Annotated in this window: 18 protein-coding genes; 3 read left to right on the top strand and 15 right to left on the bottom strand. The window is 61.4% G+C overall.

The window, feature by feature from the left end; all coding sequences use genetic code 11:
- Positions 1-41 precede the first annotated feature (41 nt).
- The 3 genes from rpoD to rpsU form a co-directional block, all read right to left on the bottom strand.
- Positions 42-1,892 (bottom strand): RNA polymerase sigma factor RpoD, encoded by a 1,851-nt coding sequence (gene rpoD, locus C4Q26_RS13795; protein WP_023382688.1) that lies wholly within the window; start codon positions 1,890-1,892, stop codon positions 42-44.
- Positions 1,893-1,959: 67 nt separating this feature from the next.
- Positions 1,960-3,942: a DNA primase gene (gene dnaG / locus C4Q26_RS13800; protein ID WP_023382687.1), complete on the bottom strand. Its 1,983-nt coding sequence runs from the start codon at positions 3,940-3,942 to the stop codon at positions 1,960-1,962.
- Positions 3,943-4,235: 293 nt separating this feature from the next.
- Positions 4,236-4,451: a 30S ribosomal protein S21 gene (gene rpsU / locus C4Q26_RS13805; protein ID WP_003255575.1), complete on the bottom strand. Its 216-nt coding sequence runs from the start codon at positions 4,449-4,451 to the stop codon at positions 4,236-4,238.
- A gap of 205 nt (positions 4,452-4,656) precedes the next feature.
- Here rpsU and tsaD point away from each other — a divergent pair, with 205 nt between their 5' ends.
- Positions 4,657-5,682, top strand: coding sequence for a tRNA (adenosine(37)-N6)-threonylcarbamoyltransferase complex transferase subunit TsaD (gene tsaD, locus C4Q26_RS13810; RefSeq protein WP_023382686.1), 1,026 nt, complete (start codon positions 4,657-4,659; stop codon positions 5,680-5,682).
- Between the two features lie 15 nt (positions 5,683-5,697).
- Here the strand turns inward: tsaD and plsY are convergent, their stop codons facing one another.
- Positions 5,698-6,267, bottom strand: coding sequence for a glycerol-3-phosphate 1-O-acyltransferase PlsY (gene plsY, locus C4Q26_RS13815; protein ID WP_023382685.1), 570 nt, complete (start codon positions 6,265-6,267; stop codon positions 5,698-5,700).
- 74 nt (positions 6,268-6,341) lie between these two features.
- On the opposite strand from plsY, the gene folB reads away from it, so the two are divergent.
- Together folB and folK are read left to right on the top strand one after the other, a co-directional pair.
- Complete coding sequence (gene folB / locus C4Q26_RS13820) at positions 6,342-6,698, top strand: dihydroneopterin aldolase (protein WP_027907305.1); 357 nt, start codon at positions 6,342-6,344, stop codon at positions 6,696-6,698.
- The gene (gene folK / locus C4Q26_RS13825) at positions 6,689-7,198 is read left to right on the top strand and encodes a 2-amino-4-hydroxy-6-hydroxymethyldihydropteridine diphosphokinase (RefSeq protein ID WP_023382683.1); all 510 of its coding nucleotides are present in this window, start codon (positions 6,689-6,691) and stop codon (positions 7,196-7,198) included. Before folB ends, folK begins: the two co-directional genes overlap by 10 nt.
- Before the next feature lie 62 nt (positions 7,199-7,260).
- Here the strand turns inward: folK and C4Q26_RS13830 are convergent, their stop codons facing one another.
- The 11 genes from C4Q26_RS13830 to C4Q26_RS13880 form a co-directional block, all read right to left on the bottom strand.
- Entirely contained in the window at positions 7,261-8,367 is a 1,107-nt protein-coding gene (locus C4Q26_RS13830) for a multifunctional CCA tRNA nucleotidyl transferase/2'3'-cyclic phosphodiesterase/2'nucleotidase/phosphatase (RefSeq protein ID WP_104883185.1), read from the bottom strand.
- A 60-nt stretch (positions 8,368-8,427) separates the two neighbouring features.
- Positions 8,428-9,996 carry a SpoVR family protein gene (locus tag C4Q26_RS13835; RefSeq protein WP_023382681.1) on the bottom strand — a complete coding sequence of 523 codons (1,569 nt, stop codon included), beginning with the start codon at positions 9,994-9,996 and terminating at the stop codon, positions 8,428-8,430.
- A complete protein-coding gene (locus C4Q26_RS13840; RefSeq protein WP_023382680.1) occupies positions 9,993-11,264 on the bottom strand; it encodes a YeaH/YhbH family protein in 1,272 nt (423 codons plus the stop codon). The genes C4Q26_RS13835 and C4Q26_RS13840 overlap by 4 nt, the downstream gene beginning before the upstream one ends.
- A gap of 119 nt (positions 11,265-11,383) precedes the next feature.
- On the bottom strand, positions 11,384-13,306 hold the full coding sequence (locus tag C4Q26_RS13845) for a PrkA family serine protein kinase (RefSeq protein ID WP_023382679.1): 1,923 nt from the start codon (positions 13,304-13,306) through the stop codon (positions 11,384-11,386).
- Between the two features lie 282 nt (positions 13,307-13,588).
- Positions 13,589-13,921, bottom strand: coding sequence for a thiosulfate sulfurtransferase GlpE (gene glpE / locus C4Q26_RS13850; RefSeq protein WP_023382678.1), 333 nt, complete (start codon positions 13,919-13,921; stop codon positions 13,589-13,591).
- Between the two features lie 14 nt (positions 13,922-13,935).
- Entirely contained in the window at positions 13,936-14,802 is an 867-nt protein-coding gene (locus C4Q26_RS13855) for a symmetrical bis(5'-nucleosyl)-tetraphosphatase (RefSeq protein WP_027907303.1), read from the bottom strand.
- Positions 14,802-15,182 (bottom strand): Co2+/Mg2+ efflux protein ApaG, encoded by a 381-nt coding sequence (apaG, locus tag C4Q26_RS13860; protein WP_023382676.1) that lies wholly within the window; start codon positions 15,180-15,182, stop codon positions 14,802-14,804. Before apaG ends, C4Q26_RS13855 begins: the two co-directional genes overlap by 1 nt.
- A gap of 145 nt (positions 15,183-15,327) precedes the next feature.
- Entirely contained in the window at positions 15,328-16,128 is an 801-nt protein-coding gene (gene rsmA, locus C4Q26_RS13865; protein ID WP_104883186.1) for a 16S rRNA (adenine(1518)-N(6)/adenine(1519)-N(6))-dimethyltransferase RsmA, read from the bottom strand.
- Positions 16,125-17,114, bottom strand: a complete 990-nt coding sequence (gene pdxA / locus C4Q26_RS13870) for a 4-hydroxythreonine-4-phosphate dehydrogenase PdxA (protein WP_104883187.1) — start codon at positions 17,112-17,114, stop codon at positions 16,125-16,127. Before pdxA ends, rsmA begins: the two co-directional genes overlap by 4 nt.
- Positions 17,111-18,430, bottom strand: coding sequence for a peptidylprolyl isomerase SurA (gene surA / locus C4Q26_RS13875; RefSeq protein ID WP_023382673.1), 1,320 nt, complete (start codon positions 18,428-18,430; stop codon positions 17,111-17,113). The genes pdxA and surA overlap by 4 nt, the downstream gene beginning before the upstream one ends.
- A complete protein-coding gene (locus C4Q26_RS13880; protein WP_023382672.1) occupies positions 18,411-21,215 on the bottom strand; it encodes an LPS-assembly protein LptD in 2,805 nt (934 codons plus the stop codon). Before C4Q26_RS13880 ends, surA begins: the two co-directional genes overlap by 20 nt.
- Positions 21,216-21,237 lie beyond the last annotated feature (22 nt).

Consider the following 21,237-nt stretch of genomic DNA (forward strand, 5'->3'; position numbering starts at 1 on the left):
TTTTGCACAAGAAAAACCCCGGCCTGGGCCGGGGTTCGTCATCACTCGTCGAGGAAGGAGCGCAAGTGCTCGCTGCGGGTCGGGTGGCGCAGTTTGCGCAACGCCTTCGCTTCGATCTGACGGATCCGCTCGCGGGTCACGTCGAACTGCTTGCCCACCTCTTCGAGGGTGTGGTCGGTGTTCATGTCGATGCCGAAACGCATGCGCAGCACCTTGGCTTCGCGTGCGGTCAGGCCCGAGAGTACGTCGCGGGTCGCTTCCTTGAGGCTTTCGACCGTGGCCACGTCAATCGGGGACTGCATGGTCGAGTCCTCGATGAAGTCGCCCAGATGCGAGTCTTCGTCGTCACCGATCGGGGTTTCCATGGAGATCGGCTCTTTGGCGATCTTCAATACCTTGCGGATCTTGTCCTCAGGCATTTCCATGCGCTCGCCAAGCTCTTCCGGAGTCGGTTCGCGGCCCATTTCCTGCAGCATCTGCCGGGAAATACGGTTGAGCTTGTTGATCGTCTCGATCATGTGCACCGGAATACGGATGGTGCGCGCCTGGTCGGCGATCGAGCGGGTGATCGCCTGGCGGATCCACCAGGTGGCGTAGGTCGAGAACTTGTAACCACGACGGTATTCGAACTTGTCCACCGCCTTCATCAAGCCGATGTTGCCTTCCTGGATCAGGTCGAGGAATTGCAGGCCACGGTTGGTGTATTTCTTGGCGATGGAGATCACCAGACGCAGGTTCGCCTCGACCATTTCTTTCTTGGCGCGACGGGCCTTGGCCTCGCCGATGGACATGCGACGGTTGATTTCCTTGATTTCGGCGACGGTCAGGCCGGTCTCGTTCTCGAGGTCGATCAGCTTTTGCTGGCAGGCGACGATGGCGGCGTCCTTTTCACCCAGGGCGGCAGCCCATTTGGTGTTGCGCTTGGCCAGATCACCGGACCAGGTCTGGTCGGTTTCGTTGCTCGGGAACAGGCGCAGGAAGTCGGCACGCGGCATGCGCGCATCACGTACGCACAGCTGCATGATGGCGCGCTCTTGCTGACGCAGGCGGTTCAGCGAATCGCGTACACGCTCGACCAATGCGTCAAACTGCTTGGGCACCAGCTTGATCGGCATGAACAGATCGGCCAGGGCCTGCATCGCAGCGATGCTGTCGGCATGATCACGACCATGCTTCTTCAGCACCTTGAGGGTGATGGCGAGCTGGTCGGCGACGGCGCCGAAACGCTGGCGAGCGACTTCCGGATCCGGACCGCTTTCCTGCTCTTCGTCGTCACCGCTGTCGTCGCTTTCTTCGTCCTCGTCTTCGGACTCTTCTTTCGCGGCAGCGGTCTTGGCGCCAGGAATCGGCACTTCTTCGGTCGGTGCGGCGATGTTGTCGTCAGGGTCGATGTAACCGCTGAGAACATCCGACAGACGGCCACCTTCGCTGGTGACGCGGTCATATTCGCCGAGAATGTAGTCGACAGTGCCCGGGAAGTGGGCGATAGCACCCATGACTTCACGGATGCCTTCCTCGATACGCTTGGCGATTTCGATCTCGCCTTCGCGAGTCAGCAGCTCGACGGTACCCATTTCGCGCATGTACATGCGCACCGGGTCGGTCGTGCGGCCGATATCGGTTTCAACGGCCGCCAACGCAGCGGCGGCTTCTTCGGCCGCGGCTTCGTCGGTGTCGGCTTCCGCCAACAGAAGGGCATCCGCATCCGGAGCACTCTCGAATACGTTGATCCCCATGTCGTTGATCATGCGGATGATGTCTTCCACCTGTTCCGGATCTGAAATATCCTCAGGCAGGTGGTCGTTGACCTCCGCGTAAGTCAGGTAGCCCTGCTCACGACCGCGGGTGATCAACTCTTTGATACGAGACTGCTGTTGCGCTTTTCCGGACATAACACCCTATCCACTGAAGGTCTTGGCGGGCAAAAAACAAGCCGAGGATTATACCCGAGCATGGGCCTCACGCGCCAGATGAGGTCGGCGTTTGTGCGGGAACATTCCGGCTCAGCAGGGCGAGGAGCTGAGATTTTTCCTCGCTGGTCAATTCGCTTTGACGTGATTTCCTGAGCAGTTGTTCCAGGCTGCGCTCGCGTTGGCGGGCGGACAAGCTAGTTATAGTGTCGAAAAACTGTTGTTCAAGGTTGTCGGCTACGATAAGCCATTCCTTTTCCGCCAAGGCCCGCAGCAGGCGGCCTTGTTCGGTGCCGTGCCAGCGTGCGATCAACTGCATTGAGCTTAGCCCAGGATTTTTCTGTGCGGCTTCGATCAATGCGACCAGCAGCTGGCTGTAAAGATGCTCTTCGTCGGCGAAATGACTGGCGTCCTCGACCTTTCCGGCCAACAGCGGGTGGTGCAGCAGGGTGCGCAGGGCCGCCAGGGTAGGCGGTTCCACCGGCGCCGGCACCCGGGGCGGGGCTTCGTCACGCTGCTGCCATGGCTTGCCGCCCTTGCGGTTCTTGTCCCAGGGCTTGTCGCTCCACGGCTTCTTACCGCCCCCCTTGTTGGACTTCCACTCGTGCGCCTGATGGGCAGGGGCGTAGTCGTGCTGCGCCAGGTCGCCGTAGTCGGGGGTGAAGCTGGCCATGGCGTCGTAGTCGTAGCCAGGGTCGTAGTCCGGCACACTGTTCGGCGCCGGGGCATGCTGGGCCAGTTGCTCGACCTGCTGCGGATCGAGGCCGGTGATTTCCTTCAGGCGATTGCGCATCAGCTGACGCAGGTTGGCACCCGGAATCTTTTCGATCAACGGTGCGGCCAGGGTGGCCATATGGGCCTTGCCTTCCAGTGAGCGCGGGTCGGCCTCGTTGCTCAGTTGCTCGAAGAAGTAATCTGCCAGCGGCTGGGCGTGCTGGTTGATGCGTGCCATGAAGGCATCGGTGCCTTCGGCGCGGACCAGGCTGTCCGGATCTTCGCCTTCGGGCAGGAACAGAAAGCGTGCCCGACGGCCATCCTGCAGGGCCGACAGGGTCGACTCCAGGGCGCGCCAGGCGGCCTTGCGCCCAGCTTGGTCGCCGTCGAAGCAGAACAGTACGCTTGGCACCACGCGGAACAGGCGCTTGAGATGTTCTTCACTGGTGGCGGTGCCAAGTGTCGCCACGGCATTGCGCAGGCCTTGTTGGGCCAGGGCGATGACGTCCATGTAACCTTCGACGACGATGATCTCGTCGAGGTTGCGGTTGTGCTTGCGTGCCTCGTACAGCCCGTACAACTCCTGGCCCTTGTGGAAGACAGGGGTTTCCGGGGAGTTGAGGTACTTGGGCTTGTCGTCGCCCAGCACCCGACCGCCGAAGGCGATGATTCGGCCACGGCTGTCGCGGATCGGGAACATCACCCGGTCGCGGAAGCGGTCGTAACGTTTGCCGCTTTCGGCGTTCTCGATCAGCAGGCCGGCGTCGATCATCACCTTCTGTTGCAGGCTGTCGGCACCCAGGTGCTTGAGCAGGTTGTCCCAGCCGGGTGGGGCGAAGCCCAGGCCAAAGTCGCGGGCTATTTCGCCAGACAGGCCTCGGCCTTTGAGGTAATCCACCGCGGCCTTGCGGGTCGGGTGGCTGCGCAGGGCCTGGCGATAGAAGCCGGCGGCCGCCTCCAGCAGCGGATACAGCGGTGAGTCGGTCGGCTGGCGGGTTTTTTGCGAGCGCCGGCCTTCCTCGCGGGGTACTTCCATGCCGGCGGCGCGGGCCAGTTCCTCCACGGCCTGGGGAAAATCCAGGTTGTCGTGGTCCATGACGAAGCCCAGGGCGTTGCCGCCGGCCCCGCAGCCGAAGCAGTAGTAGAACTGCTTGTCGGGGCTTACCGTGAAGGACGGCGTTTTTTCCTTGTGGAACGGGCAGCAGGCGGAGTAATTCTTGCCGGTCTTTTTCAGCTGGACGCGCGAACTCACCACGTCGACGATGTCGAGGCGGTTGATAAGGTCGTCAATGAAACTCTGGGGAATCAGCCCGGCCATGGCAGTCTCGTCATCTGGCAATTGGCAAGTCTAATCGCTAACGCGCCACATCGGAGTGGTTGCTGCTTGGGGAAATGCGAGGGAATGTGTGCTCGTCGCCAGCCGGTGAGGGCTCGTCAGTCAGGACGTGCACGACTGGTCGTAGACCAGCTCTGACGTGTTAAGGCAGGTTGCCGCTATGCAAGGACACTGCATTTGGGCGCCTCAAGCGAGAGCTCAAGGGGTAAAGCAACTGCTGCCATTAGCCCGGCATGGTGCCGGGCTGGGCAGAAGCTCTGCGTAGAACGTCTGTATTAGTACAGACGAACGGCGCGGCGCTGTTCGCGCTGAACTTTCTTGGCGTGACGCTTAACAGCAGCAGCTGCTTTGCGCTTACGCTCGGCGGTCGGCTTCTCGTAAAACTCGCGGCTACGAACTTCAGCCAGTACACCGGCTTTTTCGCAGGAGCGCTTGAAACGACGCAGAGCTACGTCGAAGGGTTCGTTCTCTTTAACTTTGACGGCTGGCATCCAGGGCTACCTTAATTCATTACCGGGGTAGACGTGCTCCTGGCAAAACAAAAGGTGTGCTGGAGAACGTCGGTTTTCAAGGGTTGCGGATGTTAACCCTTAGCTGGCCGGAATGCAAAGCCTCTGATCGAAAACCGCTGGTCGGCACCCGGCACGGGGACTATCATGCGCGGCTTCGAATTCAGCCCCCACAAGGGACGAACCCATGCTAGTACTGGGATTGGAAACATCCTGCGACGAAACCGGCGTCGCATTATACGACAGCGAGCGCGGTTTGTTGGCCGACGCGCTGTTCAGTCAGATCGACCTGCACCGCGTGTTTGGCGGGGTGGTGCCGGAGCTTGCTTCGCGTGACCACGTCAAGCGCATGCTGCCGCTCATCCGCCAGGTGCTGGACGAGGCCGGCTGCGTGGCCACCGAGATCGACGCCATTGCCTATACCGCAGGCCCTGGCCTGGTCGGGGCGCTGCTGGTGGGTGCCTCGTGCGCCCAGGCCCTGGCGTTCGCCTGGGATATTCCAGCGATCGGCGTTCATCATATGGAAGGCCACTTGCTCGCACCCATGCTCGAGGAGCAGCCTCCTGAGTTTCCGTTCGTCGCCTTGTTGGTGTCCGGCGGGCACACTCAGCTGGTGCGCGTCGATGGCATCGGGCGTTACGAACTGTTGGGCGAGAGCCTGGACGATGCGGCCGGCGAGGCGTTCGACAAGACCGCCAAGCTGATCGGCCTCAACTATCCGGGTGGGCCGGAAATTGCCCGTCTGGCCGAACACGGCGTGCCCGGGCGTTTCGTATTCCCGCGACCGATGACCGATCGCCCAGGCCTGCAGTTTAGCTTCAGCGGCCTCAAGACCTTCGCGCTCAACACCTGGCAGCAATGCCGCGATGCTGGTGACGACAGTGAGCAAACCCGTTGCGACGTGTCCCTGGCGTTCCAGCAGGCGGTGGTGGAGACTCTGACCATCAAATGCAAGCGAGCCCTCAAGCAGACCGGGCTCAAGCGCTTGGTCATCGCCGGTGGCGTGAGTGCCAACAAGGCGCTGCGGGCGTCGCTGGAAGAGATGCTGGCCGGTATCAAAGGCAATGTTTACTACGCCCGCCCGCGGTTCTGTACCGACAACGGCGCCATGATCGCCTACGCCGGTTGTCAGCGCTTGCTGGCCGGGCAGCAGCAGGACCTGGCGATCAGCGTGCAGGCGCGCTGGCCGATGGAGCAGTTGCCGCCGGTGTGAAGGTCGATGGGTGCGTTAGAAATGCCTTTCGCGCCCGGCGAACAAATCCCGCAGGTTGTTACGGTGGCGCCAGACGATCAGCACGGTCAGGACGCTGATCGGCAGCAGCGCTTCGGGCTCGCGCCAGGCCAGCAGCGGTAGGGTAAGTGGAGTGGCGATGAGCGCGGCCAGCGAGCTGGTTCGAGTCAGGTAGAAGGTCAGCAGCCAGGCGCCGATGGCCAGCAATGCGGCAGGAAAGTACAGGCCCATGAGCATGCCGGCCGCGGTGGCGACACCTTTGCCACCCTTGAAGTTGAAGTACAGTGGGAACAGGTGGCCGAGCACCGCGCAGACGCCGACCCAGCCCTGCTCCTGCAGGTCCAGGCCAGCGAGACGGGCCAGCAAGACGGGCAAAAGTCCCTTGCACAGGTCGCCAAGCAGGGTCAGGATCGCCAGTTTACGGCCTGCCAGGCGTAGCATGTTGGTGGCGCCGGCATTGCCTGAACCGCTGGAACGCGGGTCCGGGCTGCCTGAAAGGCGGCTGAGGACGATGGCGAAGGACAGCGAGCCGAGCAGGTAGGCGAGCAGCGCCAATAACCAAAACATGCTAACTATTCCGGGCGAGGACGCCCTGATTCTAACGGCGCCAGTCGCCCTTGTCGTGCTGTGGAGAGAAGTGCTTGGACAGAGTGTTCATCGAAGGCCTGGAAGTCGATACCGTCATCGGTGCCTATGACTGGGAGCGGGATATTCGCCAGTGCCTGCGCCTTGACCTGAGTTTCGCCTGGGACAACCGCCCAGCGGCGGCCGGTGACGATCTGAGCCTGGCGCTGGACTATGCCAGCGTATCGGCACGCATCCAGGCTTTCGCCGAGCAGGCGCGCTTCGAGCTGGTGGAAACCTTTGCCGAGCGCTTGGTGGCAGCGTTGATGGAAGAGTTCCACATTCCTTGGGTACGCCTGAAACTGACCAAGCCAGGAGCTGTCCCGGCAGCCCGTGGCGGTGTTGGCGTGGAGATCGAGCGCGGATGTCTCTGAGCACGGTTTACCTGGGCCTGGGTAGCAATATCGACCGCCAGGCGCACCTGTGCGCTGGGCTCGACGCCTTGGCTGGCATCCTCAAGGACATGCGTTGTTCTCCGGCGTTCGAGAGCCAGGCCGTGGGGATCAAGAGTGGCCCCTTCATCAATTTCGTGGTCACCGGCAAGACAGATCTTCCGCTGATGGAGCTGGATCGCCGGCTCAAGTTCATTGAGGCGGACAACGGCCGTTACGCACCGGATCGCAAGGGCTTGCCGCTGGATATCGATGTGCTGATGTATGACGATCTGTACGGTACCTTCGATGGGCTGGTGCTGCCCAGGGCGGAAATTCTGAAGAACGCGTTCGTGCTGTGGCCACTGTCGTTGCTAGCGCCTGAGCTGGTGCACCCAGGGGCTGGAAAGCGCATGGCGCAGTTGTGGGAGGAGGCGAACATCGACCAGGTGCTGGCACCGGTGGCGTTCGAGTGGCGGGGTGTGCAGTTGACCCCGGCTTGAGCTTTTTCGCGATCGTCGTAGGCGCGACACGAGGCCGCGCCTGGAGCGGGCGGGCCGCGTGGTCAGCGGCGTTTGTACGCCTCGATCGCTTTCAGTCGCTCGTTCTTGAGGGCCTCTCCCAGCGCCTGTCCGGCCAGGCCTGCGTCCACCAACGGCTTCACATTAACTGCCCTGGCCGTTGCCGCCGCTCCACGCAGGTACTCGGCCTGTGGATACGTTTGCTCCCCGCGCCCAAGCGCCCTCATTTCGCACGTGACTATGAAGTCCTCGAAGCGCTGTGGCCGCCGATAGACGTCGAATTTCTGCAGCATCTCCAGCAAGCCTGAAGGCTCAAGCGCCATTCCTGCATCGGCACGACCGGAAAACTTACCGGTCAACACGGCCAGTTCCTGGCATTCACGCGGGGCTTTGAATCGCTGGTTGAGTGCCTTGATGGCTGCCGGCTGCACCCTATCCAACAGGCACGCCCAACGCACGTGCAGAGGTTGTCGATGCTTGGCTGCCTGTACCAGCGCTGCCAGCGAATCCGCGTCACAGTGGAGCTCGGGCATCAACTCCTGAAGTGCCGAGCAGTCGTTCAGCACCTGGATGAACACCTGTGGCTGTTCCTCCATCAATGCTCGCTCGATCTCTTTCCAGCTGCGCTCGGCAGTCAACGCTTGCAGTTCGCCGGACGCGGCGATCTGGCGCATCAACTCAAGGGTATCGTCAGCTACCTGGAAGCCCAATGGCGCATACCGTGCGGCGAAGCGGGCGACGCGCAGCACACGCAAAGGATCTTCGGCGAACGCGGGGGAAACATGGCGTAAAAGGCGGTGTTCAAGGTCTTCCTGGCCGTGGTAGGGATCCAGTACGTTGCCCTGGTCATCCTCCGCCATTGCATTGATGGTCAAGTCACGGCGTATGAGGTCCTCTTCGAGCGTGACCTCTGGACTGGCATGAAAGGTGAAGCCGCCATAGCCGCGTCCACTCTTGCGCTCGGTGCGTGCCAGCGCGTATTCCTCGCCCGTCTGCGGGTGCAGGAACACCGGAAAATCCGCGCCGACCGGGCGAAAACCCTTGGCCTGCATTTCCTCGACCGTCGCGCCCACCACCAGCCAGTCGATATCGCTGACCGCGCGCCCGAGCAGACGATCACGCACCGCGCCACCGACTTTGTAAATTTGCATGTGCAGCCTCCATAACTGCCCACAGGATACCCTGTTGGCAGTTATGGCGGTGCGTCGAGCTTAAAGGTGATGAACCACGGCCAGGTCCATGCGGCCATAATCGCCGCTGTCACTGTGCTCGCCGCGTGGCGGCATGTGGTGGGTTTTCATGACCTGGTCGCCTTGCACGGTTTCCAGGTGGATATCGAAGCCCCACAGCCGGTGCAGGTGCTTGAGCACTTCATCGGTGGAGTCGCCCAGTGGCTTGCGGTTGTGTTGCTGGTGGCGCAGGGTCAGTGAGCGATCGCCACGGCGGTCGATGCTCCAGATCTGCACGTTGGGCTCGCGGTTGCCCAGGTTGTACTGGGCGGCCAGTTGCTCACGGATGATCCGGTAGCCCGCTTCGTCATGGATAGCAGGCACCAGCAGGTCGTCGCGCTGGTCGTCATCGAGGATGCTGAACAGCTTGAGGTCGCGGATCACCTTGGGCGACAGGTACTGTAGGATGAAGCTCTCGTCCTTGAAGCTACTCATGGCGAACTTGATGGTCGACAACCAGTCGCTGCCAGCGATGTCTGGGAACCAGCGGCGATCTTCCTCGGTCGGGTTCTCGCACATGCGCCGGATGTCGGTATACATCGCAAAGCCCAGTGCGTAAGGGTTGATGCCACTGTAGTACGGGCTGTCGAAGCCGGGCTGGAACACCACGCTGGTGTGCGACTGCAGAAACTCCATCATGAAGCCTTCGGTGATCAGGCCTTCGTCGTACAGGTCGTTCATCAGCGTGTAGTGCCAGAACGTCGCCCAGCCTTCGTTCATCACTTGGGTCTGGCGTTGCGGGTAGAAGTACTGGGCTATCTTGCGCACGATGCGCACCACTTCGCGCTGCCAGGGCTCGAGCAGTGGCGCGTTCTTCTCGATGAAATAGAGAATATTTTCCTGAGGTTCGGCGGGGAAGCGCGCATCATCGCGCTCATTGCCTTTCTCTGCGCTCTTGGGAATGGTGCGCCAGAGGTCGTTGATCTGCCGTTGCAGGTGCTCTTCGCGCTCTTTCTGCCGCCGACGCTCCTCTTCGGCGGAGATGGGGTAGGGGCGTTTATAGCGGTCGACACCGTAGTTCATCAGGGCGTGGCAAGAGTCGATCAGGTCTTCGACCGCATCGATGCCATGGCGCTCTTCGCACTGGGCGATGTACTGCTTGGCGAATACCAGGTAATCGATGATCGAGCTGGCGTCGGTCCAGGTGCGGAACAGGTAGTTGCCCTTGAAGAAACTGTTGTGACCATAGCAGGCGTGGGCGATCACCAAGGCCTGCATGCACATGGTGTTCTCTTCCATGAGGTAGGCGATGCAGGGATCCGAGTTGATCACGATCTCGTAGGCCAGGCCCATCTGGCCGCGGCTATAAGACTTCTCAGTGCTGAGGAACTGCTTGCCGTAGCTCCAGTGGTGATAACCCAGCGGCATGCCGACGGACGCGTAGGCGTCCATCATCTGCTCGGCGGTGATCACCTCGATCTGGTTGGGATAGGTGTCCAGGGCGTAACGCTCGGCCAGCCGGCTGATTTCCCGATCGTAGGTCTGGATCAGCTCGAACGTCCACTCGGACCCGGTGGAAATGGGTTGGCGTCTCTGTGCTCTGGCGGTCATGTGGCTAACCTGCGCTGGAAGAGTTCACGGAAGACCGGGTAGATATCGCCGGCCGAAACCAACTGCTGCTGGGCGAATGTGTCGGGGAAGGCCTCGCCGATTCGCTCGTACTCGTACCACAACGCCTGATGCTCACGCGGGGTGATTTCGACGTAAGTGTAGTACTGCACGTGCGGCATGATCTGCTTGGAGAGAATCTCGCGGCAGATCGGCGAGTCGTCGTTCCAGTTGTCTCCGTCGGAGGCCTGGGCGGCATAGATGTTCCAGTCGCTGGCCGGATAGCGTTCGGCCATGATCTCCTGCATCAACTTGAGCGCGCTGGAGACGATGGTGCCGCCGGTTTCCCGAGAGTAGAAGAATTCTTCCTCGTCGACTTCGCGGGCACTGGTGTGGTGACGGATGAACACCACCTCGATGCGGTCGTAGTTCCGCTTCAGGAACAGGTACAGCAGGATGAAGAAGCGCTTGGCGATGTCCTTGGTGGCCTGGGTCATCGAGCCGGAGACGTCCATCAGGCAGAACATCACGGCCTTGGAGCTGGGGTTGGGTTGCTTGACCAGCAGGTTGTACTTGAGGTCGAAGGTATCGAGGAACGGCAGGCGGTTGATGCGTGCCTTGAGGCGTTCGATCTCGGCTTCGGTTTCCTGGATATCGGTGAAATTGTCAGGCTCTTCGACTTTCAGCCGTGCCAGTTCCGCCTGGGCTTCGCGCAGCAGGGCGCGGCTGCTGCCGGTCAGGGCGATGCGGCGGGCGTGGGCCGAGCGCAGGGTGCGCACGATGTTGATGCGCGAGGGGTTGCCCTCGTTGGCGATACCCGCACGTACGGTCTTGAAGGTGTCGGCGCCCGTCAGGTGACGCTTGACCAGGTTGGGCAGCTCCAGGTCCTCGAACATGAATTCGAGGAATTCCTCTTGGGTGATCTGGAAGACGAAGTCGTCCATGCCCTCGCCAGAGTTGCCAGCCTTGCCGCGACCGCCACCACCGCCGCCACCCTGGGGCCGTGGTATGTGTTCGCCGGCAGTGAATTCCTTGTTGCCTGGGTGCACGATGGTCTGCTTGCCGCCACGACCGTGGTGCAGCACCGGCTCGTCGATGTCCCGTCCCGGAATGCTGATCTGCTCGCCATGTTCCATGTCCATGATGGAGCGGCGGCTCACGGCCTCTTCGACGGCTTTCTTGATGTGTTCACGGTAACGCCGCAAGAAGCGCTGGCGGTTGACCGTGCTCTTGTTCTTGCCGTTCAGGCGTCGGTCGATAACGTAGCTCATGGTCCCTCCGGTAGCTGGGAACAGCTGCACGCTTCAAGCTACGAGCTGCACGTAAAAGCAGCCGCCGCCGCCCGAGGCTGACTGGGCAGCCAAGGGCGCGCGGCGTGTAGCTTGCCGCTTTATTGCGATTTCCTGACCCGCAGATACCATTCCGACAGCAAGCGCACCTGCTTGTCGGTGTAACCACGTTCCACCATTCGGGTGACGAAGTCGTTGTGTTTCTGTTGGTCCTCCTTGCTGGCCTTGGCGTTGAAGCTGATGACGGGCAACAGATCCTCGGTGTTGGAGAACATTTTCTTCTCGATGACCACCCGCAGCTTCTCGTAGCTCAGCCAGCTCGGGTTCTTGCCATTGTTGTTGGCCCGGGCGCGCAACACGAAATTGACGATTTCGTTGCGGAAATCCTTCGGATTGCTGATGCCGGCCGGCTTCTCGATTTTCTCCAGTTCCTCGTTGAGGGCGATACGGTTGAGGATCTCGCCAGTTTCCGGGTCGCGGTATTCCTGGTCCTGAATCCAGAAGTCGGCGTACAGCACGTAGCGGTCGAAGATGTTCTGGCCGTATTCGCTGTAGGACTCCAGGTAGGCGGTCTGGATTTCCTTGCCGATGAATTCGATGTAGCGCGGCGCCAGGTATTCCTTCAGGTAGCGCAGGTAGCGTTCGCGCACTTCGGCCGGGAACTGTTCCTGTTCGATCTGCTGTTCCAGCACATACAGCAAGTGCACCGGGTTGGCGGCCACTTCATGGGGGTCGAAGTTGAACACCTTGGACAGGATCTTGAAGGCGAAGCGGGTCGACAGGCCGTTCATGCCCTCATCGACGCCCGCGGCATCGCGGTACTCCTGAATAGACTTGGCTTTCGGGTCGGTGTCCTTGAGATTTTCGCCGTCATAGACGCGCATCTTGGAGTAGATGTTGGAGTTTTCCGGCTCCTTGAGTCGCGAGAGCACCGTGAACTGGGCGAGCATCTTGAGCGTATCCGGCGCGCAGTGGGCCTTGGCCAGCGAGCTGTTGACCAACAGCTTGTCGTAGATCTTGATCTCGTCGCTGACGCGCAGGCAGTACGGCACCTTGACGATGTAGATACGGTCGATGAACGCTTCGTTGTTCTTGTTGTTGCGGAAGGTGTGCCATTCCGATTCGTTGGAGTGGGCCAGCAGAATCCCGGAGTAGGGGATCGCGCCGAGGCCTTCGGTGCTGTTGTAGTTACCTTCCTGGGTGGCAGTCAGCAGCGGGTGCAGGACCTTGATCGGCGCCTTGAACATCTCGACGAATTCCATCAGGCCCTGGTTGGCCCGGCACAGCGCGCCCGAGTAGCTATAGGCATCGGCGTCGTTCTGCGGGAATTCCTCAAGCTTACGGATATCCACCTTGCCCACCAGTGCGGAGATATCCTGGTTGTTCTCGTCACCCGGCTCGGTCTTGGCGATGGCGATCTGGTTGAGGATCGACGGGTACAGCTTGACCACCTTGAACTTGCTGATGTCGCCGCCGAATTCCTGCAGGCGCTTGGTAGCCCAAGGCGACATGATGCTGTTCAGGTAGCGGCGCGGAATGCCGTATTCCTCTTCGAGAATGGCGCCGTCCTCGGCGGGATTGAACAAGCCCAGGGGTGACTCGAAGACCGGCGAGCCCTTGATGGCGTAGAACGGCACTTTCTCCATCAACTGCTTGAGTTTTTCGGCCAGCGACGACTTGCCGCCGCCCACCGGACCCAGCAGGTAGAGGATCTGTTTCTTCTCTTCCAGGCCCTGAGCGGCATGGCGGAAATACGACACGATCTGGTCGATGCACTCTTCCATCCCATGGAAGTCGGCAAAGGCTGGATAGCGGCGAATTACCTTGTTTGAGAAGATCCGCGACAGTCTGGAGTTGGTTGAGGTGTCGATCAGCTCGGGCTCACCGATGGCCAGCAACAGCCGTTCGGCCGCCGAAGCGTAGGCGCTACGATCCTCTTTGCACAGCTCGAGGTACTCCTGTAGCGAGAGTTCTTCCTGGCGTGTTGACTCGAAACGTTGTTGGAAGTGGCTAAAAATGCTCATGACGTCACCTCGCTCGATACGTGGAGACGACGCCGGATCAGTCAGCTGATGCTGGCATGCAAGCGGCTGGGCCGATTGCTGTATACCCCCCAGAACACCTTGTAACGCTACCGATGACCCGCACGCCGGTGTACCGGCTCTCCCCTTTTTTGGATGGCCTGCGCTTAAGGATAGTTGGTAATACGCAAGGTCAAGGGCGCGGGGCCGAGAAGTTGCTTTCGACCGTTCGTCAGAAAAGGCGCAAGCCCGCATGGGGCGCGGGCTGCAGCAAAAATGAAAAAATTATTCGGCGGAGCCTTGGGCAGTCTCGGCCGGGTAGGTGGCGCGCCACAGCTCAAAGCCGCCATCGACGCTGTAGACGTCCGAGAAGCCCTGGCCTACCAGATAGGCGGCAGCGCTCTGGCTGGAGTTGCCGTGGTAACAGACCACCAGGGTCGGGGCGTCCAGGTCGGCGTTGCGGATGAAGTCAGCGACCGAATGGTTGTCCAGATGCTTGGCGCCGGTGATGTGGCCTGCGGCAAAGGCTTGTGGGTCGCGAATGTCGACGACGACCGCACCTTCCTTTTTGCGAAGCTCCAAGGCCTGCTCTGGGGGGATGCGCTTGAATTCGCTCATGGGTACGGTTTCCTTCAGGGTTGGTCGTTCATTCTAGTGGGTTGTGCCGCTTGGCGTACGGTGCCGTCGTCGGCGCAGTCGCAGCGGTGGTATTCGCCACTGTCGAGGTTGTACAGGGTCATGGCGCCGCCCCACACGCAACCGGTGTCCAGGGCAATCACGCCGGGTTCGTCGACACGTCCTTCCAGGGCTGCCCAGTGGCCGAAGATGATCTTCACGTGGCGTGAGCGGCGGTCCTTGTGCGCGTACCAGGGCTTGTAGCCCTTTGGCGCCGTGCCAAGGCCTTCCTTGCTCTTGAGGTCGAGCTTGCCATCGGCGGTGCAGAAGCGCATCCGCGTCAGGTAGTTGGTGATGACGCGCAGGCGCTCGACGCCGGCCAGGCTCTTGCTCCACTTGTTCGGTTCGTTGCCATACATGCCATCGAGGTACAGCTTCAGGCGCTCATCGTCACGCAACACTTCCTCGACTTCGCCCGCCAGTTCAAGGGCCTTGCCGAGTGTCCATTGGGGGGGAATGCCTGCGTGGACCAGAGCGATGCCGCGTGGCTCGTCGTAATGCAGCAGCTTTTGCCGACGCAACCAGTCGAACAGTTGGTCGGCGTCTGGTGCTTCGATGATTTCACGCAGGGTGTCGCTTTTCTTCAGGCGCTCGACGTTGTGCCAGACAGCGAGCAGGTGCAAGTCGTGATTGCCCAGCACGCAGACCAGCGCGTGGCGGATCGAGTAGAGAAAACGCAGGGTTTCCAGTGATTCCGGCCCACGGTTTACCAGGTCGCCGACTAGCCACAGGCGATCGACGTCTGGGTTGAAGTTCACCCGTTGCAGCAGGCACTTGAGCGGTTGCAGGCAGCCTTGCAGGTCACCGACAGCGTAGGTGGCCATCAGTGCAGCGCCCCTGGCACCGCCAGACGGAAGGGGGCGATCTGGGCGTCGAAGCGCTTGCCGTCTTCGGCGAACATCTGGTAGCTGCCCTGCATGGTGCCGACACGGGTGCTGATCACCGCGCCGCTGCTGTAGGTATGGCTCTGGCCGGGTTCGATGGTCGGTTGCTGACCAACCACGCCTGCGCCGCGAACCTCCTCTACCTCGCCGTCACCGTTGGTGATCAGCCAGTGACGAGACATCAGCTTGGCTTTGACCAGGCCGTTGTTCTGCACGGTGATGGTATAGGCGAAGGCAAAGCGACTGTTTTCGGGGTCGGATTGGTCTTTGAGATAACGGGTCACGACGCTGACGTCGATCTTGTAGCGGGGATCGGACATGCAAAGGCCTTGGGAGAACTGACGCAATAATGCAGTCTAGGCCATTGAGCGGGGGGAGGGCCAGCGGTAGAAGGGCTCGGGGATCGGTGTTGTCAGGGCCGCCCCTATCGCCGGCTTGCCGGCGATAGGGGAGGTACAAGCGATATCAGGCTTGCTGATCCGCCAACTGGTCAGCCAGGCGCACGAAGGCCGCCAGGTCCAGTTGTTCAGGGCGCAGGCTGCCGTCCACACCCGCAGCTTCGATGGCCGCGCTGTCGAGCAGGCCTTTGAGGGTGTTGCGTAGGGTCTTGCGGCGCTGGTTGAAGGCTTCGCGCACCACGCTTTCGAGCAGTTGCGCATCCTTGGCCGGGTGCGGCAGCACTTCATGGGGGACCAGGCGGACGATGGCCGAATCCACCTTCGGTGGCGGGTTGAACGCGCCCGGGCCGACATTGAACAGGTGCTCCACGCGGCAGTGGTACTGCACCATGATCGACAGACGGCCCCAATCGCCACCGCCGGGGCCAGCGGCCATGCGCTCGACCACTTCTTTCTGCAGCATGAAGTGCATGTCGCGAATCAGCCCGGCATGGCTGAGCAAGTGGAAGATCAGCGGGGTTGAGATGTTGTAGGGCAGGTTGCCGACTACCTTAAGGCTGCGGGGCGGTACGCCCAGCTGATTGAAGTCGAACTTCAGGGCATCGCCCTGGTGCAGGCGGAAATTATCGCGACCGGCGAACTTGTGCTGCAGGATCGGCACCAGGTCCTTGTCCAGTTCGACCACATCCAGTTGTGCGCCGCTGCCCAAAAGGCCCTCGGTGAGTGCGCCTTGGCCCGGGCCGATTTCCAGCAGGTGTTCACCCGCCTTGGCGTTGATGGCGCGCAGGATGCGGTCGATGATGCCGGCGTCGTGCAGGAAGTTCTGGCCGAAGCGCTTGCGCGCGCGGTGTTGGTAGTGCTCGTTCATGGTCGGTTCTCGGCCATCTGGTAGGCGGTTTCCAGCGCGACCCGCAGGCTGCCGGTGTCGACCTTGCCGGTACCGGCGAGGTCCAGGGCGGTGCCGTGATCGACCGAGGTGCGGATGATCGGCAGGCCCAGCGTCACGTTGACCGCGGCGCCGAAGCCTTTGTACTTGAGTACGGGCAAGCCTTGGTCGTGGTACATCGCCAGCACCGCGTCGCAGTGCTCCAGATATTTGGGGGTAAACAGGGTATCGGCTGGCAGCGGGCCACGCAGGTCCATGCCTTCGGTGCGCAGGCGTGCCAGGGTTGGTTCGATGATGTCGATTTCTTCGCGGCCCAGATGGCCGCCTTCACCCGCATGGGGGTTGAGCCCGCATACCAGGATGCGTGGCTGGGCGATGCCGAACTTGTCGCGCATGTCAGCGTGGAGAATGCGGATGACCCGCTCCACGCGCTCGGCGGTGACGGCATCGGCGATATCGCGAAGTGGCAGGTGCGTGGTCACCAGGGCCACGCGCAGCCCGTGTGTGGCCAGCATCATCACCACTTGGGCGGTATGCGTCAGTTCGGCGAGAAACTCGGTATGGCCGGAAAAGGCGATACCGCTTTCGTTGATCACACCCTTGTGCACGGGGGCTGTAATCATCCCGGCAAAATGCCCGTCGAGGCAGCCTTGGCCAGCGCGCGTCAGGGTTTGCAGGACGAAGGCGGCATTGGCCTTGTCGAGCTGGCCTGGTATCACGGGCGCTGCCAGGGGGGTATCCCATACGTACAGGCTACCGGCAGGTGCGGGCTGGTCGGGCCACTGGCCCGGCGCAACCGGCAGCAGATCGACCGCCAACCCCAGCTGCGTGGCCCGCTCGGCGAGCAGGTCACGGCTGGTGATGGCAATCAGGGGATGGGGCTGGGCGTCGGCGGCGAGCAGCAGGCACAGGTCCGGGCCTATGCCGGCTGGTTCACCGGGGGTGACGGCGAAGCGCAGCGGCTTCACTGGGTGGCCTGGTCGGCGCCAGGCAGCTTGATTTCAACGTAGGCTTCGTCGCGGATCTGGCGTAGCCAGGTCTGCAGCTCTTCGTCGTACTTGCGGTTACGCAGAACGTTCATCGCCTGCATTTCGCGAGCTTGCTCGGTGCTGTCGGTGGCGCGACGGCCCAGCACTTCCAGAACGTGCCAGCCATACTGGGTCTTGAACGGCTTGGTCACTACGCCTTGCTGGGCGTTGGCCATCTGCTCGCGGAACTCGGGAACCAGGCTGTTCGGGTCGACCCAGTTGAGGTCGCCGCCGTTGAGCGCCGAACCCGGATCTTCCGAGAAGCTCTTGGCCAGCTCGCCAAAGTCTTCGCCATTCTTGATGCGCTCGTAGAGGCGCTCCGCCAGTTGTTCGGTCGCCGCTTCGCTGCGGATTTCGCTCGGCTTGATCAGGATATGGCGCACGTGGACTTCGTCACGCAGCACGTTCTCGCTACCACCGCGCTTCTCTTCGAGCTTGATGATGATGAAGCCGCTGGGAATGCGAAGTGGCTGGGTGATGTCGCCAGTGGACATGGTGCTCAGCAGCTTGGCGAATTCCGGCGGCAGTTGGCCCGCTTTACGCCAGCCCATCTCGCCGCCTTCCAGGGCGTTTTCGCTGGCTGAGTTGGCAATCGCCATCTGGCCGAAGTCCGCGCCTTGGCGCAGTTGCTGGTACACGTCGCCAACCTTGCGGGCAGCGTTCTGGATGTCTTGCGAATTGGCGCCTTCCGGGGTCGGGATGAGGATGTTGGCCAGGCGATACTCTTCCGACATCTGCATCTTGCCCAGGTCCGAGGCAAGGAAGTTCTTCACTTCCTGCTCGGACACCTGGATGCGCTCGGCCACACGGCGCTGGCGCACACGGCTGATGATCATCTCGCGCTTGACCTGCTCGCGGGCGTCATCGAACGACAGGCCGTCGTGGGCCAGGGCGGCGCGGAACTGGTCCAGGGACATGCCGTTGCGCTGGGCAATGGTGCCGATGGCCTGGTTCAGTTCTTCATCGGTGATGCGGATGCCGGAACGTTCGCCGATCTGCAGTTGCAGGTTCTCGACGATCAGGCGTTCCAGTACCTGCTGCTCCAGGGCGCCGGTCGGCGGCACGCCGCCGCCGCGCTTAGCGATGGTTTGTTGGACTTCGTGGACACGTTGGTCCAGTTGGCTTTGCATGACCACGTCGTTGTCGACGATGGCCACCACACGGTCCAGAGGTTGCACCGCGGCGTGAACCGCGCTGCTCAGCAGTGCAGCGCCCACCAGCAGCGGGCGCAGACGATCAATAAGCTTGGTCTTCACGTGTACGGTAACCTTGAATGCCTTCATCGAGGAACGACTCGACCTTGTTGCCTACCACGCCACCGAGGCCTTTCAGCACGATTTGCAGGAAGATGCCATGGTCGCCTTTTTCGTTGTCCGGAACGGCCTGGCTGAAGTCGTCGTAGTCGATCCAGTAACGGTTGATCAGGCGCAGCTTCCAGCAGCAGTTGTCATACTCGAAACCGCCCATGGCTTCCAGGGTGCGGTTGCGGTTGTAGTCGTGCTGCCAGCGAGCGATGACGCTCCACTGCGGGACGATCGGCCAAATGACGGAGAAGTCATGCTGCTCGATCTTGTAGTAGTCCTTGATGTAGTTCGGGCTGCCCGGAGTGCCGTAGTCGCCACCGCCGACCTGCCAGGTACCGGTCAGCTGGTCATAGCGGACCAGGTCGTTGCGGTAGCGATAGCCCAGGTTGACGATCTTGTTCGGGTTGTCTTCCGGCTGGTAGTGGAACACCGCGCTACCCGAGCGAGGGCTGTGGGTGTCCGGGTCCCAGTTGTAGTCGGCGTTCAGGCGCCAATCGCGGTTGAAGGCGAACATGTACTCAAGTGCGTACGGCGAGACATCGGTCTGCGAGTCCGAACGGGTACGCCAGTCGATGCCTGGCATCTGCACCTTGCGGTCCTGGAAGTACAGGGCCTGGCCGACGCTGACGCGCTGGCGCTCGAAGCCGTTTTCTTCGATCCAGCGCGAGGTCACGCCCAACGACAGCTTGTTCTCGTCGCCGATGCGGTCGCCACCGCTGAAGCGGTTGTCGCGGAACAGCGAGCTGTAGTTGAAGTAGGTTTCGCTGGTGTCGAAGACCGGGATGTCTTTCTGGTCCTCATACGGCACGTAGAGGTAGAACAGACGCGGTTCGAGGGTCTGGCGGTAGTTCTTGCTGAAGTACTGGGTGTCGCGGTCGAAGTACAGGCCGCTGTCGACACTGAATACCGGAACGCTACGTTCCTGGCTGCTGGAGAAGTCGCCGCGCAGGTCACGAGTAGTGGCGCTGGCGTTGGCCAGGTCGGTCTTGCCCTTGCTGTCCAGGTCCAGGTCGTAATGGGTGTAGACGTACTTCAGCGTCGGCTTGAAGAAGCCATAGCTGGCTTCCATCGGCAAGCTGACGGCAGGCGCCAGGTTCAGACGGGTGCCGTTGGCACGAGCCAGGCCGAAGATGTTCTCGTCGAGCCTGCGGCCATCTGCGCCAGCAGTGGTATCGAGCACGCCATCTTCATTGAACACCGGACCGGTTTTCAGATCACGATCGAAGCGAACCGCCTCGGTCTTGTAAGTGAAATCCAGGCCACCCGGGTTGTACGGCAACTTGCCGTCGAAGGTGATCTGCGGCAGACGATCATACGGCGTGATCCGGGAGATGGTCGCCATCTCGTAGGCATGCACATTCAGGCGCGCGCGGTAGGTGTCGCCACGGTAGGTCAGTGCCCCCTGCTGGTTCACCACGTCACGGCTTTCAACACCGATCTGGTCGGTTTCCAGGTCCTGGAAGTAGAACGGATCGCTGATGTCGGTGTAATCAACCTCAGTCATCAGGCGCTCGTCCAGGCCACCTTTGTGCTGCCAGTTGATCATCCAGCGCTGATCCTTGTAATCAGTCTGGTCCTTGCGATCGTCGTTCTTGTCGTTCAGGTACGCACCGCCGAACTGGCCTTCGCTGGACTTGGTCAGGTAGCGGAACTCACCTTCCATCAGCAGGCCACGCTTGGTCATGTAGCGTGGGTACAACGTGGCGTCGTAGTTCGGGGCCAGGTTGAAGTAGTACGGCGTGACCAGCGTGAAGCCGCTGTCACTGGTCGAGCTGAACGACGGCGGCAGGAAGCCGGACTGGCGACGGTCGTCGATCGGGAAGTAGATGTACGGTGTGTAGAACACCGGGAAATCCTTGACCCGCAGGGTGACGTTGGTCGCGGTACCGAAGCCGGTGGCCGGGTTCAGGGTGATGTTGTTGCCCTTCAGCTGCCAGGCATTGCTGCCCGGTTCGCACGTGGTGTACGTACCATCCTTGAGGCGGATGATGGCGTTTTCGCCACGCTTGGCGTACAGGGCGTTGCCGCGGATATGCGACTTGTGCATCACGTATTCGGCGTTATCGACCTGGGCCTCGCCGGTGTCGAGCTGGATCTGGGCTTCGTCGCCAACCACCAACGAGCCATTGTCGCGAATCTTGACGTTGCCCTTGAGCTCGCCACGGTTCTCGGCCTGATACAGGTTGGCTTCGTCGGCTTCGACCTGCATGCTGCCCTGGCGCATGACCACATCACCGGCGAGCGTCGCGATCTGCTGCTCCTGCTGGTACTTGGAGACCTTGGCGTTGATGTAGGTCGGCGACTCGTCCTTGGGCGTGGTGTCGGCCATGCCAGGACGGGTCGGTTCGATATAGGCGCCACCGCAATACGGGCCGGTTTCGGCCAGCTGGGCTGCGGTGAGCTTTTCGCGCGGAACCCAGTCCAGGTGACTGTAGTCTTCGCTACGCGACTTCAGGCCGCGGCCCTTGCTCTCGGTGACCAGCACAGGCTTGTCGCCGGCATCGGCGGCTTCGGCCTCGGTACCGGAACTGACGGCAGCACCTTCGTGCACCGGGCGCGGCGGAAGGTTGCTGACAGGGGTTTTGGGCTTGCAGTCCCAACCACCGGAGGCGGACACTTGGCAGTCAAACTGCTCGGCTGCCACCACGTACGACGTGGCCAGAGGTTGCAGGGCCAGCAGACCGCCGGTCACCAGCAACGGAAACTTTCTACGAAACGCGGGGGATTTCAATGCCATCTTATTAGTCCGGGCTTCCTGC

Source organism: Pseudomonas sp. SWI44 (assembly GCF_002947915.1).
GTDB classification, from domain to species: domain Bacteria; phylum Pseudomonadota; class Gammaproteobacteria; order Pseudomonadales; family Pseudomonadaceae; genus Aquipseudomonas; species Aquipseudomonas taiwanensis.

Excerpts from the sequence above, each read along its gene's own strand:
- rpoD (WP_023382688.1), bottom strand. The coding sequence starts at position 1,892 with ATGTCCGGAAAAGCGCAACAGCAGTCTCGTATCAAAGAGTTGATCACC.
- dnaG (WP_023382687.1), bottom strand. The coding sequence starts at position 3,942 with ATGGCCGGGCTGATTCCCCAGAGTTTCATTGACGACCTTATCAACCGC.
- rpsU (WP_003255575.1), bottom strand. The coding sequence starts at position 4,451 with ATGCCAGCCGTCAAAGTTAAAGAGAACGAACCCTTCGACGTAGCTCTG.
- tsaD (WP_023382686.1), top strand. The coding sequence starts at position 4,657 with ATGCTAGTACTGGGATTGGAAACATCCTGCGACGAAACCGGCGTCGCA.
- plsY (WP_023382685.1), bottom strand. The coding sequence starts at position 6,267 with ATGTTTTGGTTATTGGCGCTGCTCGCCTACCTGCTCGGCTCGCTGTCC.
- folK (WP_023382683.1), top strand. The coding sequence starts at position 6,689 with ATGTCTCTGAGCACGGTTTACCTGGGCCTGGGTAGCAATATCGACCGC.
- C4Q26_RS13830 (WP_104883185.1), bottom strand. The coding sequence starts at position 8,367 with ATGCAAATTTACAAAGTCGGTGGCGCGGTGCGTGATCGTCTGCTCGGG.
- C4Q26_RS13835 (WP_023382681.1), bottom strand. The coding sequence starts at position 9,996 with ATGACCGCCAGAGCACAGAGACGCCAACCCATTTCCACCGGGTCCGAG.
- C4Q26_RS13840 (WP_023382680.1), bottom strand. The coding sequence starts at position 11,264 with ATGAGCTACGTTATCGACCGACGCCTGAACGGCAAGAACAAGAGCACG.
- C4Q26_RS13845 (WP_023382679.1), bottom strand. The coding sequence starts at position 13,306 with ATGAGCATTTTTAGCCACTTCCAACAACGTTTCGAGTCAACACGCCAG.
- glpE (WP_023382678.1), bottom strand. The coding sequence starts at position 13,921 with ATGAGCGAATTCAAGCGCATCCCCCCAGAGCAGGCCTTGGAGCTTCGC.
- C4Q26_RS13855 (WP_027907303.1), bottom strand. The coding sequence starts at position 14,802 with ATGGCCACCTACGCTGTCGGTGACCTGCAAGGCTGCCTGCAACCGCTC.
- apaG (WP_023382676.1), bottom strand. The coding sequence starts at position 15,182 with ATGTCCGATCCCCGCTACAAGATCGACGTCAGCGTCGTGACCCGTTAT.
- rsmA (WP_104883186.1), bottom strand. The coding sequence starts at position 16,128 with ATGAACGAGCACTACCAACACCGCGCGCGCAAGCGCTTCGGCCAGAAC.
- C4Q26_RS13880 (WP_023382672.1), bottom strand. The coding sequence starts at position 21,215 with ATGGCATTGAAATCCCCCGCGTTTCGTAGAAAGTTTCCGTTGCTGGTG.